This is a genomic window from Imperialibacter roseus (assembly GCF_032999765.1).
In the GTDB taxonomy this organism is placed as follows: domain Bacteria; phylum Bacteroidota; class Bacteroidia; order Cytophagales; family Cyclobacteriaceae; genus Imperialibacter; species Imperialibacter roseus.
The window spans coordinates 6,107,000-6,121,206 of record NZ_CP136051.1; the positions used below are offsets into that span (position 1 = coordinate 6,107,000).

General features: G+C 45.3%; 15 protein-coding genes. 8 read left to right on the forward strand and 7 right to left on the reverse strand.

What is annotated here, in order from left to right:
• Positions 1 to 45: 45 nt before the first annotated feature.
• The 3 genes from pruA to RT717_RS25620 form a co-directional block, all read right to left on the reverse strand.
• Complete coding sequence (gene pruA, locus RT717_RS25610; RefSeq protein ID WP_317489179.1) at positions 46 to 1,674, reverse strand: L-glutamate gamma-semialdehyde dehydrogenase; 1,629 nt, start codon at positions 1,672 to 1,674, stop codon at positions 46 to 48.
• Positions 1,675 to 1,744: 70 nt separating this feature from the next.
• Positions 1,745 to 2,443: a YjjG family noncanonical pyrimidine nucleotidase gene (locus RT717_RS25615; RefSeq protein ID WP_317489180.1), complete on the reverse strand. Its 699-nt coding sequence runs from the start codon at positions 2,441 to 2,443 to the stop codon at positions 1,745 to 1,747.
• 4 nt (positions 2,444 to 2,447) lie between these two features.
• A complete protein-coding gene (locus tag RT717_RS25620; protein WP_151997764.1) occupies positions 2,448 to 2,837 on the reverse strand; it encodes an ArsR/SmtB family transcription factor in 390 nt (129 codons plus the stop codon).
• A 174-nt stretch (positions 2,838 to 3,011) separates the two neighbouring features.
• Between RT717_RS25620 and RT717_RS25625 the strand changes: the two genes are divergently transcribed.
• A complete protein-coding gene (locus tag RT717_RS25625) occupies positions 3,012 to 3,614 on the forward strand; it encodes a carboxypeptidase-like regulatory domain-containing protein (protein ID WP_151997763.1) in 603 nt (200 codons plus the stop codon).
• Between the two features lie 8 nt (positions 3,615 to 3,622).
• Here the strand turns inward: RT717_RS25625 and RT717_RS25630 are convergent, their stop codons facing one another.
• The 3 genes from RT717_RS25630 to RT717_RS25640 form a co-directional block, all read right to left on the reverse strand.
• Positions 3,623 to 3,862 carry a hypothetical protein gene (locus RT717_RS25630; protein WP_317489181.1) on the reverse strand — a complete coding sequence of 80 codons (240 nt, stop codon included), beginning with the start codon at positions 3,860 to 3,862 and terminating at the stop codon, positions 3,623 to 3,625.
• Positions 3,863 to 3,959: 97 nt separating this feature from the next.
• Positions 3,960 to 4,970, reverse strand: coding sequence for an ABC transporter permease (locus RT717_RS25635; RefSeq protein WP_317489182.1), 1,011 nt, complete (start codon positions 4,968 to 4,970; stop codon positions 3,960 to 3,962).
• Positions 4,967 to 6,280 carry an ABC transporter permease gene (locus tag RT717_RS25640; protein ID WP_317489183.1) on the reverse strand — a complete coding sequence of 438 codons (1,314 nt, stop codon included), beginning with the start codon at positions 6,278 to 6,280 and terminating at the stop codon, positions 4,967 to 4,969. The genes RT717_RS25635 and RT717_RS25640 overlap by 4 nt, the downstream gene beginning before the upstream one ends.
• A 384-nt stretch (positions 6,281 to 6,664) precedes the next feature.
• Here RT717_RS25640 and RT717_RS25645 point away from each other — a divergent pair, with 384 nt between their 5' ends.
• The 7 genes from RT717_RS25645 to RT717_RS25675 all read left to right on the forward strand — a co-directional run bounded on the left by RT717_RS25645 (position 6,665) and on the right by RT717_RS25675 (position 13,238).
• Positions 6,665 to 7,144, forward strand: a complete 480-nt coding sequence (locus tag RT717_RS25645) for a hypothetical protein (protein WP_317489184.1) — start codon at positions 6,665 to 6,667, stop codon at positions 7,142 to 7,144.
• A gap of 41 nt (positions 7,145 to 7,185) precedes the next feature.
• Entirely contained in the window at positions 7,186 to 7,881 is a 696-nt protein-coding gene (locus tag RT717_RS25650) for a tRNA/rRNA methyltransferase (protein ID WP_317489185.1), read from the forward strand.
• Positions 7,882 to 8,148: 267 nt separating this feature from the next.
• Positions 8,149 to 9,312, forward strand: a complete 1,164-nt coding sequence (locus tag RT717_RS25655) for a glycosyltransferase family 4 protein (RefSeq protein ID WP_317489186.1) — start codon at positions 8,149 to 8,151, stop codon at positions 9,310 to 9,312.
• A 24-nt stretch (positions 9,313 to 9,336) separates the two neighbouring features.
• Complete coding sequence (locus RT717_RS25660) at positions 9,337 to 10,722, forward strand: exopolysaccharide biosynthesis polyprenyl glycosylphosphotransferase (protein ID WP_317489187.1); 1,386 nt, start codon at positions 9,337 to 9,339, stop codon at positions 10,720 to 10,722.
• A gap of 25 nt (positions 10,723 to 10,747) precedes the next feature.
• Positions 10,748 to 11,713 (forward strand): GDP-L-fucose synthase family protein, encoded by a 966-nt coding sequence (locus tag RT717_RS25665; RefSeq protein WP_317489188.1) that lies wholly within the window; start codon positions 10,748 to 10,750, stop codon positions 11,711 to 11,713.
• A gap of 80 nt (positions 11,714 to 11,793) precedes the next feature.
• Positions 11,794 to 12,816: a phenylalanine--tRNA ligase subunit alpha gene (pheS, locus tag RT717_RS25670; protein ID WP_317489189.1), complete on the forward strand. Its 1,023-nt coding sequence runs from the start codon at positions 11,794 to 11,796 to the stop codon at positions 12,814 to 12,816.
• Positions 12,813 to 13,238 carry a hypothetical protein gene (locus RT717_RS25675; protein WP_317489190.1) on the forward strand — a complete coding sequence of 142 codons (426 nt, stop codon included), beginning with the start codon at positions 12,813 to 12,815 and terminating at the stop codon, positions 13,236 to 13,238. Before pheS ends, RT717_RS25675 begins: the two co-directional genes overlap by 4 nt.
• A gap of 2 nt (positions 13,239 to 13,240) precedes the next feature.
• Here the strand turns inward: RT717_RS25675 and RT717_RS25680 are convergent, their stop codons facing one another.
• Positions 13,241 to 14,203, reverse strand: coding sequence for an AAA family ATPase (locus RT717_RS25680; RefSeq protein WP_317489191.1), 963 nt, complete (start codon positions 14,201 to 14,203; stop codon positions 13,241 to 13,243).
• Positions 14,204 to 14,207: the final 4 nt, after the last annotated feature.

A 14,207-nucleotide genomic window follows, 5' to 3' on the forward strand; every position in this document is an offset into this window, starting at 1 on the left:
TATCTCTATAAGTCAATAAAAAAAGCCCTTCAAAGGGCTTTTTCGTTATTTACTTAAAAATGGGTACCTGAAGTCCGTTGGTGGAGCGAACGTTTCCTTGATGGTTCTTGGCTGCACCCACCTAATCAAATTGAGAATGGAGCCCGCCTTATCGTTGGTTCCTGAGGCCCTGGCACCTCCAAAAGGTTGCTGACCAACGACAGCACCGGTTGGCTTGTCATTGATATAGAAATTACCAGCAGCATGCATCAGCTTACTCATGGCCAGCTCGATGGCATAGCGGTCTTTGGAGAAAATAGCACCAGTCAAAGCATAGGGTGAAGTACTGTCGACTAACTCCAAAGCCTCTTCGTAGCGCTCTGCCTGATACACGTAAACTGTTAGCACCGGGCCGAAGAGTTCTTCGCACATGGTTGCATACATAGGGTCTTTGGCAAGTAGCACGGTGGGCTCTATGAACCAGCCCTTGCTGTTATCGTAATTACCACCGGCAACCACTTCTACCAAGGGACTTTTCTTGGCCTCGTCTATATATTTGGTGATTTTGTTGAATGAGCGTTCGTCGATCACAGCATTAACAAAGTTGCCAAAATCTTCCACGTCACCCATTTTTACATTCTTCAAATCCTCAAGAATATACTTTTGCACCTCGGGCCAGAGGTTGTCAGGAATGTACGCCCTTGAGGCAGCTGAGCATTTCTGTCCCTGAAACTCAAAAGCTCCACGGATAATGGCGGTAGCCAGCTCTTTCGCATTAGCCGATTTGTGGGCAATGATAAAGTCCTTGCCGCCAGTCTCGCCCACAATGCGGGGATAAGTCCTGTATTTGGTAATGTTTTGGCCTATCGTCTTCCAAAGCTGTTGAAAAACACCTGTGCTGCCGGTAAAATGGAGGCCCGCAAAATCCTTGTGGTTAAAAATCACGTCTCCGGCAACAGGCCCATCCACGTAAATAAGGTTGATAACACCATCGGGCAGGCCCGCTTCTTTGAACACTTCCATGATCACTTGCGCCGAATACACCTGGGTATATGCCGGCTTCCATATCACCGTATTACCCATCAAAGCCGGGGAGGCCGGTAGGTTTCCTGCGATTGAGGTGAAGTTGAACGGCGTAATGGCAAAAACAAAACCCTCAAGTGGCCGGTAGTCCATACGGTTCCACATGCCTGGCGCCGATTCGGGCTGCTGGTGAAACAGCTCCACCATGAAGGCAGCATTGAATTTCAGGAAATCAATGAATTCACAGGCTGCATCAATTTCGGCTTGAAAAGCATTTTTTGACTGGCCCAACATCGTAGCCGCATTTATCCTGGCCCTGTAAGGCCCGGCCAGCAGGTCGGCAGCTTTGAGAAAAATACTTGCCCTGTGCTCCCAGCTCATCTCTGCCCATGCCTTTTTGGCGCCAAGTGCAGCATTAACAGCCTGCTCCACATGGCTGGCATCTCCTTCGTGAAAGTAGCCGAGAGTGTGCTTGTGGTCGTGAGGTGGTGAAATCCTGATCTTCTTTCCTGTTCGAACTTCCTCGCCCCCTATGTACATGGGAATATCTGCCTCCTTTGACTTCAGCTCCTTCAGTTCCTTTTGCAGTGCGGCCCGCTCGGGTGTGCCGGGTGCGTAGCTGAGAACAGGTTCGTTGGTTGGTTTGGGGGTCTTAAAAATCGCTAATGACATGTTGCTTATTTGGTTTTGTCGACTGCAATAAATTGAGGGGCGAATTTACTCACCGCAAGCCTAAAAACCTTTAGAAATGGTGACGCAATTCGCTAAGAGAATGTATTTCGAGCGTAACTGGTTCCGTATGCGGATGTTTTTCGGGGTTGAAATAAAAGTGATCTATGCCATGCCCCCTGGCTCCTCCAATGTCTGTGACAAGGTTGTCGCCTACCATAGCCGATGTGGACGGTGTGGCACCGGTGAGTTGCATAGCGTATTCGAAGATTTGCGGCGAGGGTTTGCGAGCTCCCGCTCTTTGAGAGGTGATTACTTCAGAGAAGAATTTCTCCAGGCCTGAGCTTTTGATCTTCACCGACTGGATGTCGTCAAAACCATTGGTAATGATGTGAATCGGGTATTTTTCAACCAGGTAAGTAAGCAACTCTATGGCGCCGGGCATCACTGCCGTTTTGGTGGGGCACAGGTTCACATAGTCCTCACCAAACTGAAAAGCGAGATCCATATCTGCGAAACCCAACTCTCTGAACACTGTTCTGAATCGCTCCTCCCTAAGGTGTTCCTTGTCAATTTTCTTCAGGTCGTACAGATACCAGAACTGTGTATTTACCCGGAAAAACTTGTCGACAAGTTGCTCGGCCGAGAACTTACCGAAATTTTTGAGAGCGTACACGGAATAAAGCTCCACAAGGGACTCTCTGGCATTTTGATCGTAATCCCACAAGGTGTGGTCGAGGTCGAAAAAAAGGTGTTTGTATTTTTTGCCCATACATTTATCTAAGTCCGGTTAACTGGCGTTTTTCCATTTTGTTTTTTACCAGTTCTCTGTTCGAATAAAGTATCCGAAAGGTTTCAAGGTCTTTCTGCAGGCTGGCGTCTTTCTGCAAAAATTGAAATATTTGACTGACAATGTCCGACACCTCCTCCTTGATAGAATAGAAAACGTACTGGTCTATTTTTCTAACGTTCACCAATCCGGCATTTCTCAGGTAGGTCAAATGCCTCGAGGTTTTGGTTTGGGTAAAATCCAGAGACAATTCAATATCAGTTATGCAAAGTTCCTTTTGATTAAAGAGGAGAAAAAGAATGCGCACTCTGGCCTCCTCCGAGAAGGATTTGAATATTTGGTTTCCGTATTGCAGACTAAAGTTTTTGAGTCTCATGGGAACAATATTGAAAGTATATGGCTTATCCGTGTAACACAAAACCTGTGCAATTGATCTAATAATTTGTAGCTTAGAGCCCAATTGCAACTATTAACCCATAATTAGTATCCTCTTAATTCATAAGTAAAGAAAGGCTTGTCAAAGTTCATCTCTAAATATTTTCTGCCTTTTATGTGCTTCCTATTTATGCTGGTGGCACATCAGGAAAGCTGGGCCCAGGGCGGAAGTAGGGTCATCCAGTTTTCCGGGGTAATATTGGGAGAGGACAGCGTTTCTGGTGTGCCTGGCGTGCACGTATACGTGCCAAAGGCTGGAAGAGGCACTACATCTAATGTTTACGGTTATTTTTCGATGCCTGCCCTGGTTGGCGACAGTGTGGTGATCAGTGCCATAGGCTTTGAAAAGCAGCACTTCATCGTTCCCGGCAACAAAGGTGAGAACTTTACAGCGATCATTGAGCTCGTTACCGACACCACTTATTTGCCACCCATAGAAATTTTACCTTACCCTACCGAAGAGCTCTTCAAGCAGGCTGTGCTTGCCCTCAAGCTGCCCGACGCCGAAGACTATCGTAAGATGGAGGAGGTGCTCAGGGCGGATATTTTGATGAGAATGATGCAAGGGGCACCTATGGACGCTTCAGAAAATTACAGGTATTATTCCAATCAACAGTTTCTGGCGATGACGGATAAATTTCAGCCAAGAAGTAATCCGCTATTAAATCCTTTCGCCTGGGCTCAGTTCATCAAATCTTTGAAAAAGGATAGGAAGTAGTCAGGTTTTTACCAGGTTTTGCTCACCTCACCCCAGTAAAGCTGCACCCAACTTTCCATCCCTTCTGCTAATTGTATTCTGTCTTCTAAAAACACTACCACTCCAAGCGAAGACAACCTTATCAGGTCGTATTTAAGGGCTATGGAAAGTGTGCTCATACTCTCAGCATTTCTTGAGATATACTTGTTTGTAATTAAAGCATTGAATGCTTCGTGGGTGGCATTTTGGAACAATAGGTCAGTTTGCATGGGCATTGCTATTTGTTTGACTTTACAAAAATGCGATGATGCCCATCGGCAAAGTATGATTTCTGTCAGGTATTAAGCTGATGTATTGTCGGAATTGTTAATGCTTTGAATGGCACATCCTATCCAAATCATTGCCCAAAGCATGCAGGCTAATAACAGTGAGATAAATACAAATGCCGGGGAAAACAGCCAACCACCAGGCCTGCAGGTTTTCGAGGTAGCCATGGATAATGCTTCCCCAACTGACCGTTTCCGGAGAAACGCCTACACCGATAAATGAAAGAGTGGCCTCGGCGATCAGCAAACCCGATATGGTAAAACATACCTGCGTGGCTACCGGCCCGATGGCGTTTGGCAGTGCATGCCGAAAAAAGACTTTCGACTCTGAAAGACCAATTATTCTCGCCGATTCAATATATGTCATCTCTCTAACCTTCAGCATTTCAGCACGTACCATCCTCGCCATTACGTCCCAGCTGGTAACAGCAAACAGCACTATTAGTGTGAACATATTGATGGGAATGATCATAGCAAATGCCACAATCAAATACAAGCGGGGAATAACCGATATCACTTCAATAAACCGCTGAGTGATGGTGTCAAGGGGAAAAGTAATACGACTCCGCAAAAGGTTAAATCTTCTAAGCAGCAACCAGAATATGGCAACAAATGCTATTAGCGCCAGAAGGATGGAGATTCCCACAGACACATGACCAGTTGAAGAAACGGTCGGCCAAAGCACTGCGATAGAATACACGAAAACGACGAGCAGGAGCAGTGCTGCCAGGTAGGCTCTCAAAGTAAACCGCAGACGATCATTTCCGAAAAAGGCAGCAACACTTCCAAAGCCAACACCTATACTTCCCCCGATCAACGCCGCACCGATGCTGACCAGGATTGACCTTTGAGACCCCGCCAAAATAGACAGCCATACATCTCTGCCGAGTGTGTCCGTCCCCAGCCAATGGCCCGCTCCCGGAGGCAGGCTTCTCATGTCAAGCCTGAGCTCAGGCTTCAATCCATCAAAGAACCACGTAAGCACAACAACCGCCAGGATCGCTCCCAGCATCGCCAATGGCCACCATCTGCATGTCGGTTTGTTGCTCATTGGTTGGACAGCCTTATTCTGGGATCGAACCAATAGTACAAGAGATCGGTAATTAAGTAGGATAGCATCCTGACCAAAATCAACAGCAGAATAATTCCGGTGACAACTGGATAGTCCTGCGCACCAACCGACTGAGTGAGCAGCATGCCAACGCCCTGAATAGAAAACAGCACCTCTACCACCAATGCGCCACTTACCACTGCCAGCAAATACTCCCCGAATAGCGTAATAGCAGGCAATAAACTATACCTGAGTCTATATCTTTTTTTGATGACATGCTCGCTAAGACCTCTTGCCCTGGACATAAACACAAATGGCAGGTCAGCAGACTTTTGAAAAGCATTGTCGATGTGCTTGGTGATATAAGGCAATGTGCTTATCCAAAGAATGGCCACCGGGAGCACGTAAGGCCAAAAACTCCTGGACAAAAAGGACATGCCGTTGAGCGAACTGGCCGAAATATGCGAAGGAAACCAGGAGAATACCGATCCGCTGGCAAAAAGAATCATCGCCAAAAGAGCCCAACCAAAAAGCGGAACCAGGTCAAAGAAATAGATAACCTGATCGGCCAATGCTTTTGCCCTGGCTCCTAGTTGCGACAAGCCAATCACCAGCCAGTAGGCAGAAAGAAAAATCAGAATAATAGCAGGCACCGTGAACACAATGGTGTTGGAAAGCGCCCTGCTAATAACATCAAGCACCCTTTCCCGATTTTTCCAGCTCATCCCCAGGTCGCCATGTAAAAGCTGAGAAAACCACAAGTGAAACTGATTGCCTGAACCGTTCCAGTAAACTGCTGGCAGGAAGGCTCTCCACTGCTGAGACGAAGCTTCCAATTCGTTCACTAGCGAAAGTATTTTGGATGACGAAGCACTATCATTGCCCGAAACTGAGCTTCGCACTCTTTGCCATGGTAATTCATCTTCTTCGACAACCCATGCTGAAAAGCTTTGGGCTTGCAGCGCAGATACAAGCTGCAACGCCTTGTCTGGCTGGCCTGTTAACAAACAGATCTTTTTTACCCATTCCTTTTGCACATCAGGCATGCCCGGGGGCAGGGCTGCTGGTAACGCAGCGGACTGCAACGACAGGTAAAACACCGGAAGGTCAAGGCCGAGTTCTTTCCTTATCCTTATTTTTTCCTGTTGGATTCGTTGTGCGTTATAGCTGCCTCCTTCCAACGCCAGGAGATCAATCCGCTCCTCCCACACCGACTGCGACGGCAAAAGCCTGAAAACAAAAAGCCCAATCAGCCCAAGGAGTAGTGCAGGGAATGCCGAAAGTAACCGTACAACCAGGTATCGAAGCATAAGTCTCAAAAATAGCAAACTGACAATAAGAACCGCTAACAGGGTGACGCTTTAGAGAAAGGAGATGGTTTTTGAGTCAAAGTGGCGCCTGCAAATAGCACTAAACACATGGTAATTTAGAAAAATACCTAAAAACAGGTATCAATCAGCGATAAGCTATGCTTAACATTGTAATGTGTAATTGAAATGGGCTCAACATCAACCTTGACTCGTAGATTTTACACATAAGCTCACAGGTTAGAAGTGAAAAAGGACTACTCATTGAGAGTAGTCTTTTTTTGTACGACCTGATCCATCTCGTCCATATCGGTAACCATATTTGTAATAGCCCACAATTACTATTAATTTTCAGGGTATTCTAACGAGCATCAACGACGTCGACTTATGAAAGCTATTGTAAAAGCAGGGCTGGTATTTTTCATTGTAGCACTTATTGCAGGCTGCAGTGGCAGGTATCCCAAGCACAACTGGGGTAGTAAGTATGAGTACTTGGAGAAATACGAATCCGAAGAAGGTCACCACATCACCTATACACACGATTTGATTCTGAGAAAGCCCCGCAGACCAGATGAAGAGCATCATTACTCTGTCATCTTAAAAGGCCAACAGGAAGATGATGACAGCGACACCAATTATTGGGTAGAACAGTATCTCGGACGTGCGGTAGAAACTGACAGCACTTTAAACATCATCTTTTCATCGATGCAAACGGACGTCGACCATGGACACGACAGGTTCAATTTCACCTCGGGTGACACGCTCATCCGTATTCACCGTGACGGAGACGTATACCACACAGAATGGGTGAAGTACACGCCAGTGGCAAGCCACAACCATGAAGATGACTGGGTAAGAATGAACTAAATATTGACCGCCATTAGTGATTTGAGGAATTTGGCGCATTTATGACCATTCACTTTGTCCTCAGCCATCCGGCTGTTTCTGAAAACATAGGGTTCGCTTGTAGGGCGATCAATACCATGGGGTTTGGCAGTCTCAGGCTGGTCAACCCAACTGACTATCTTTCCCTGCAAGCCAAGAAAACGGCCTATGGCTCACATGACATCCTGGAAAATGCAGTTGTCTATTCATCGCTTGCAGATGCGCTGAGCGATATTGACTTGAGCATAGCCACCACAGCCAAGAAAAGGCTTGGGAGACATGACTATCATTCACCCGAGAAAGTCAGCAACCTTCTGCAAGAAAAAGGCACGACAATCGACAACGTTGCGATTGTATTTGGCAGCGAGCGAGACGGTTTAACAAAGGAAGAAATTGGTTTGTGTGACCTCATTAGCAGTATTCCATTGGCCGCTCCGCACCCTTCCCTAAACTTGGCTCAAAGTGTCCTTATTTATGCCTGGGAGCTTTCGAAAATCTCGTTTAGTGGCAAAGCGAACCCACCAAAAGAGGCGGTGGAGGAAGGTGTTCAAAAAGCCCTGAAAGAAAAAGCCCTGAAAGTGCTTAATGACCTTGACGTGCCCCGCCAGCCCAGCCTTTACAATCGACTGAAAGACCGACTGATGACTGCTGATGCGGAAGATACGAAGCTGGTGCTGGCGCTGGCTAGATTTATTGAGCATAGGCTTAAAAACCAATAGGATCGGCCCAAGTTCTAGTTGCCTTGAGAAATATGGCAACAACATGACAGAGCCGAATAGTTACACTTGCCCATCTCCACAGACATTGCCGTATGAGCTAAAGTTTCCGGAAAAGAACACATCAATCTATTTCCCGGATGATTTTGTTAGTTAATTTAATAGCAACCGGCGCTAAATTTGAAAAATTCACATTTTATGGGTAAATATTTAGGACGCATAAATTGGCATGTCAATTGATAAGGACTATCTTTGACATCCGATTTCGATATGGAAAAGATACTTTTTGCACTTACTTCTTTTTTAATCTGCTTTATCCTTACACCGGCAGTGATCTATTTTTTTGTGAAAAACAGAATCACAGATACGCCTGGCGGGAGAAAAATACACAAAGCAAGTACGCCTTCGATGGGAGGCATCCCAATAATGATTGGGGTGCTGTTTGCTGCGCTCTTGTGGTTTACCTTCAGTGAGCTTAATCAAAGCAGAAGTATTCTATTTGCTGTAACGATCATGTTTATCGTTGGCCTTCGGGACGACTTGGTTAACCTTTCGGCTTTTCACAAGTTAGTAGGTCAGATGGCTGCAGCACTGCTTGTTGTCGTCTATGGCGGGGTTCAACTCACTTCGCTTTACGGACTTTTTGGCGTATATGAGTTGCCAGTATATATAGGTATACCTGTCTCTTTGTTTACAGTTATAGTCTTAACCAACGCCTTTAACCTCATTGATGGTGTTGATGGGTTGGCGGGTATGTGTAGCCTTTTGGCATTGACCTTCTTTGGAACATGGTTTGAACTAAACGATCAGCACTTGTATGCAGCCATCGCTGCTACGTTCGCCGGTGGGATAGTTGGCTTCTTGATGTTTAACTGGTCACCTGCGAAGATTTTTATGGGAGATACTGGTGCTTTGGCAATTGGCTTGCTGCTGGCATCGTTCGCCGTTTTATTTATCGAAAGCAATTACGCACTTAATGCAAGCTCTCCAATAAAGTTTAGTGGTTCGGTGGCCACAGGAGTGGCGGTAATGATTTTGCCTATTTTTGACACTGCCCGTATTTTTGTAAAAAGGGTGAGAAAAGGAAAGTCTCCGCTTTCGCCTGATAAGAGTCACGTGCATCATTTCATAATGCGGATGGGGTTTGAACATCGTCATATCACGCTTATATTAACATCTATTAACTTCATGTTCGTAGCGATTGCTATCGTTGGAAAGAGCTATTCAGACTCAATAATGCTTCCAATTGTAATTGGTACGGCTATTTTTCTCGGCCTTTCGTTGGACTATCTTGTTTTGCGATCTGTGAAAAATAAAGTCAGAAAAAGTCCTAAATTACTAGTCAATAAAAAATTCCCTGGAGCCAAAGTACCTACTAATCACCCTATTGTAGAAAAAACCCTTATTGAGACCGAAAACATTTTGCAGAATTAATTTTACTCTGTAACGCATTTTAAAATGCCTAAAAGGTTTTACAAACTATTTCCAGCACTTTTCATATTTGGAGAGCTCGTTATAATATCTATTCCGTTCCTGCTTTCCTATTACATTATCAACAATAGCCTTGAGTTAGCGCCCGTATACCGTTGGGCTTTTGGGTTTTACCTTGGCATATGGCTTTCGGTTTCTGTCGTGGCAGAAGACTTTAAAATTGGCCGATCAACCAACTATTATGTGACGCTGAAGAGGGCTTTTTTCACGCTGTTCATCTCTCTCTCTCTAATATCGTTTTTCTGGGTTTTGTTTGAAGCGTACGAACTGAGCCGGGAATTTTTAGTGCTTATTTTCGTTCAGCTATTTGTTGCGGTCGGTTTCTATAGAGTACTAGTTCATATAGCGCTTAATAAATATCGCAAGTTTGGGGGCAACGTTAGAAGTGCCATTATTATTGGCTTTGACCAGCAGGGAGTACGGCTCTATAATTTGTTTAAGAGGAAGCCTGAGTATGGAATAAGGTGTTTCGGGTTTTATGATGATACCTATTCAGGGCTCTCCCAACGGGATGGTATTCCCATTCTTGGTGGGATCGACGACTTTATCAGAAATGGTATTGGTGACACTGAGTTTATTTATGTAAGTGAAAGCGTTAACCGTTTTGCTCTAAGCCAAATTGTTAATGTTGCCGACGCACAACTAAAAAAGGTTAAGTTAATTCCACAGTTCAATACCGAACTTTTTAAGACTTACTCCCTTACCAGATTTGATGATATTTCCATCGTTGATATCAACGATCTACCGCTTGACGGCATCTTGAATCGTATTGTAAAAAGAACTTTTGACATTGTCTTTTCGCTGTTCGTTGTGGTTTTTGTGCTAAGCTGGCTCTATCCGATACTCGGGCTACTGATTAAACTGGAGTCCTCGGGCCCGGTCTTTTTTAGGCAACTTCGTCATGGAAAGGGAAATTCACCATTTGTATGCTACAAGTTCAGAACAATGGTGACCAACAATGTGGCAGACACCAAATGGGCTTCGAGAAACGATCCAAGAATTACAAAGGTTGGTACGTTCCTCAGAAGGACAAGCCTTGATGAACTCCCACAGTTCTTAAATGTTCTAATAGGTAATATGTCGATAGTTGGACCAAGACCCCACCCAATTCCGCTAAACGAGTCTTATCAAAACCGAGTGCATAAATTCACTCAACGCCATGCTTCCAAACCTGGTATCACGGGCTTAGCACAGGCTATGGGCTACAGGGGCGAAATACAAAAGTTCCACCAAATGAGCTCTCGGGTGAAACTAGACAGATTCTATCTTCAGAATTGGTCTTTTATTCTTGACCTGAAAATCATAGTTTTGACTGTTTATTCAATCGTATTCAATAGGGAAAATGCCTATTAGAATTGTCTTTAAAATGTTCTAGCAAGTGCATAAAGAATCAAAAGTGTTTATTGCCGGCCATAGGGGAATGGTCGGCTCTGCTATTTTAAGGGGCTTACAAAAGAGGGGTTTCTCGAATTTTGTTTTGAAGACTTCGGCGGAATGTGATTTGCGCCGCCAAGCTGATGTGGAGAGCCTGTTCGAGGTGGAGAGACCAGATTATGTCTTTCTGGCCGCTGCCAAGGTCGGAGGAATTAATGCCAACAACACCTATCGGGCAGAATTTCTACACGACAATCTGATGATCCAGAATAATGTCATTCACTCGGCCTGGAAATTCCAATCTACCAAATTGATGTTCCTTGGCTCTTCTTGCATTTACCCTAAACTTGCTCCACAGCCACTTAAGGAAGACTATTTGCTTACAGGGCTATTGGAAGAGACGAATGAACCCTATGCGATAGCTAAGATAGCTGGCATCAAAATGTGTGAGGCCTACAGAGATCAATACGGTTGTAACTTTGTATCAGTTATGCCCACCAACCTCTATGGCCCTAATGATAATTATGATTTGAAAAACTCCCACGTGTTGCCGGCGCTGATCAGGAAATTTCATGACGCAAAGGTGAGCGGCGCAAGTGAGGTGGAAGTATGGGGTACCGGCTCCCCCAAAAGGGAATTTCTTCATGTCGACGACATGGCTGAAGCGTGTATTTATCTGATGGAAAAATTCGATGCCAAGCCACATTCAAAGGCCCCGTCATTTTTGAATATCGGTTGGGGAGAGGATATTAGCATAAAAGACCTGGGGCTGTTAATAAAAGATATTGTTGGCTTTCAGGGAACCTTAAAGTTCGACACTTCAAAGCCCGATGGCACACCAAGAAAGCTCATGGACACATCCCGTCTCTCGGCGATGGGTTTCAAGCCAACTATCACTTTGGAACAAGGAATTGGAAGTGTTTACCGTGAGTTTGTGAAAACATATAGCTCGAGCGGCATACGACTTTAAGTTTGGCTTGACCCGAAGCCGATGGAAACCAGCTTTTTGATTACGGGGCGAGTTCCTTACTTTTGTTAAAATTTTCTTTCATGATCGAACGAATTGAAGAGTTAAAGGAAGAGGTGCAGAAATTTGTTGCTGAGAAGGAGGCTGATCTTGAATCGTTCAGGATGAAGTTTGTAAGCAGAAAGAGCGTTCTTACAGATTTGTTTGATGCCTTCAAGGATGTTCCGCCAGCGCAAAAGAAAGATTACGGAGTCGCTCTGAACCAACTAAAGGTGCTGGTACAGGATCGTTTCAAGGAGCTGGTGTCTGGCCTGGAAGAGAGTAGAGAGGCAACTACGGAAGCAAAAGATTTAACACTTCCAGCCGCAACAGACCAAATAGGAGGCATTCACCCTTTGACCGCCCTCAGAGCAAGAATCATAGAGATTTTCGAAAGAATAGGGTTTTCGGTGGCCGACGGGCCTGAAATTGAGACTGACTGGTATAACTTCACTGCGCTTAACTTTCCTGAAAACCATCCTGCAAGGGAAATGCAGGATACATTTTTCATTGAGAAAGATCCTGATGTATTGTTGAGAACGCATACATCTTCCGTACAAGTAAGGTTAATGGAAAGCGGTAAGCCACCTTTCAGGGCTATTATGCCGGGAAGAGTTTTTAGGAACGAAGCCATTACCGCACGGGCTCATTGCATTTTTCACCAGGTAGAGGGCCTGTATATAGATGAAGGAGTGAGCTTTGCAGATCTGAAGGACACCCTGTATCATTTCGCCAAGGAGATGTTCCATAAGGATGTCAAAATAAGGTTCAGGCCGTCCTATTTCCCATTCACGGAGCCTAGCGCAGAGATTGACATCTCCTGCCTTATTTGCAACGGAGAAGGTTGTAACATATGCAAGTATACAGGGTGGGTGGAGATAGCCGGTTCTGGTATGGTCGACCCAAATGTACTGGAGAACTGTGGTATTGACTCGGAGAAATATACAGGCTTTGCTTTTGGAATGGGAATAGAGAGAATGGCCTTGTTGAATTATCAGGTGAGGGATCTTCGTCTCTTTACCGAAAATGATGTTCGCTTCTTGAAACAATTTTCCTCCATTCTTTGAGCAGGCTGGCTAGTGTCTTTGGAGTTTTAGCAGTGGTGTTGATTTTTGCTCAATGCAGTGAATCGAACACTGGCCCTAATATCCCTCCAAAAATTGTCAACATCGAAATAAACCTATCCAACCTTCAATATCAGTCACTTCGGCAGGTTGGAGGCTTTGTGTACTTATCGGGCGGAAACAAAGGTCTGATTGTTTACCGGCAGTCTCAATCAGAGTATAGGGTGTGGGATCGAATCTGCACCTACGGGCCGGGCAAAGAATGTGAAGTAGTCACGATGAATAGCTCTGGCTTTTACATGGAAGACCTTTGCTGCAAATCGACCTTCGATCTTGACGGGTACCCTACCGCCGGACCTGCAAAATATCCTTTGGTCGAATACAGGGCAGTGTCGGATGGCACATTCCTCTACATTTCTAACTAGCTCTAAAGGAGTCGGGTGATGATCTGCTCTTCGGTTATTCCCTCCGATTCTGCTTTGAAGTTACGCACTATCCTGTGTCTGAGGATGGGCTCCGCTACTGATTGGACATCTTCGATGTCCGGAGAATACTTGCCGTTCATAAGTGCATTGCATTTTGCACCAAGCACAAGAAACTGAGACGCCCTTGGGCCTGCCCCCCATTCCAGGTACTGTTTGGCAAGCTCATCCCCTCCGTCGTTCGGTCTGGTTTTATGAACAAGCTTAACGGCATACTCAATCACGTTGTCTGCCACAGGAACCCTTCTCACCAACTGCTGATAGAACTTGATCTCATCCGCAGTCATCACCTGATCCACAGATTGCTCCCGCTCTGAGGTAGTATTCTTCACAATTTCAATTTCGGAGGCCAGCGTAGGATAGTCCAGGTTAATATTGAACATAAACCGATCCAACTGAGCTTCGGGGAGAGGGTAGGTGCCTTCTTGTTCGATAGGGTTTTGCGTAGCCAAAACGAAGAAAGGCTTTTCAAGAGGGTGGTTCTTTCCGCCTATTGTCACTGAGTACTCCTGCATCGCCTCTAGCAAAGCAGACTGCGTTTTTGGAGGGGTTCTGTTTATTTCGTCGGCGAGAATGATATTGGCGAAAATGGGGCCCAGGATGAACTTGAAATTTCGTTCCTTGTCCAGGGTTTCTGCCCCTAAAATATCAGAAGGCATCAAGTCAGGAGTAAACTGTATCCTGTTAAACTTCAAATGCAGCGCTGACGCCATTGTGTGAATGAGCAAGGTCTTAGCCAGGCCCGGCACACCTACCAAAAGGGAGTGCCCCTGACAGAAAATAGACGAAATTAATAGCTTGACTACCCTGTCCTGACCAACTATTACTTTCGAAACTTCTTTTGTTAACTGTAGATATGACTGGTGAAAAGCATCAGCGGCCTCTTTGTCGTTTTTAAACTGAACCATTGTT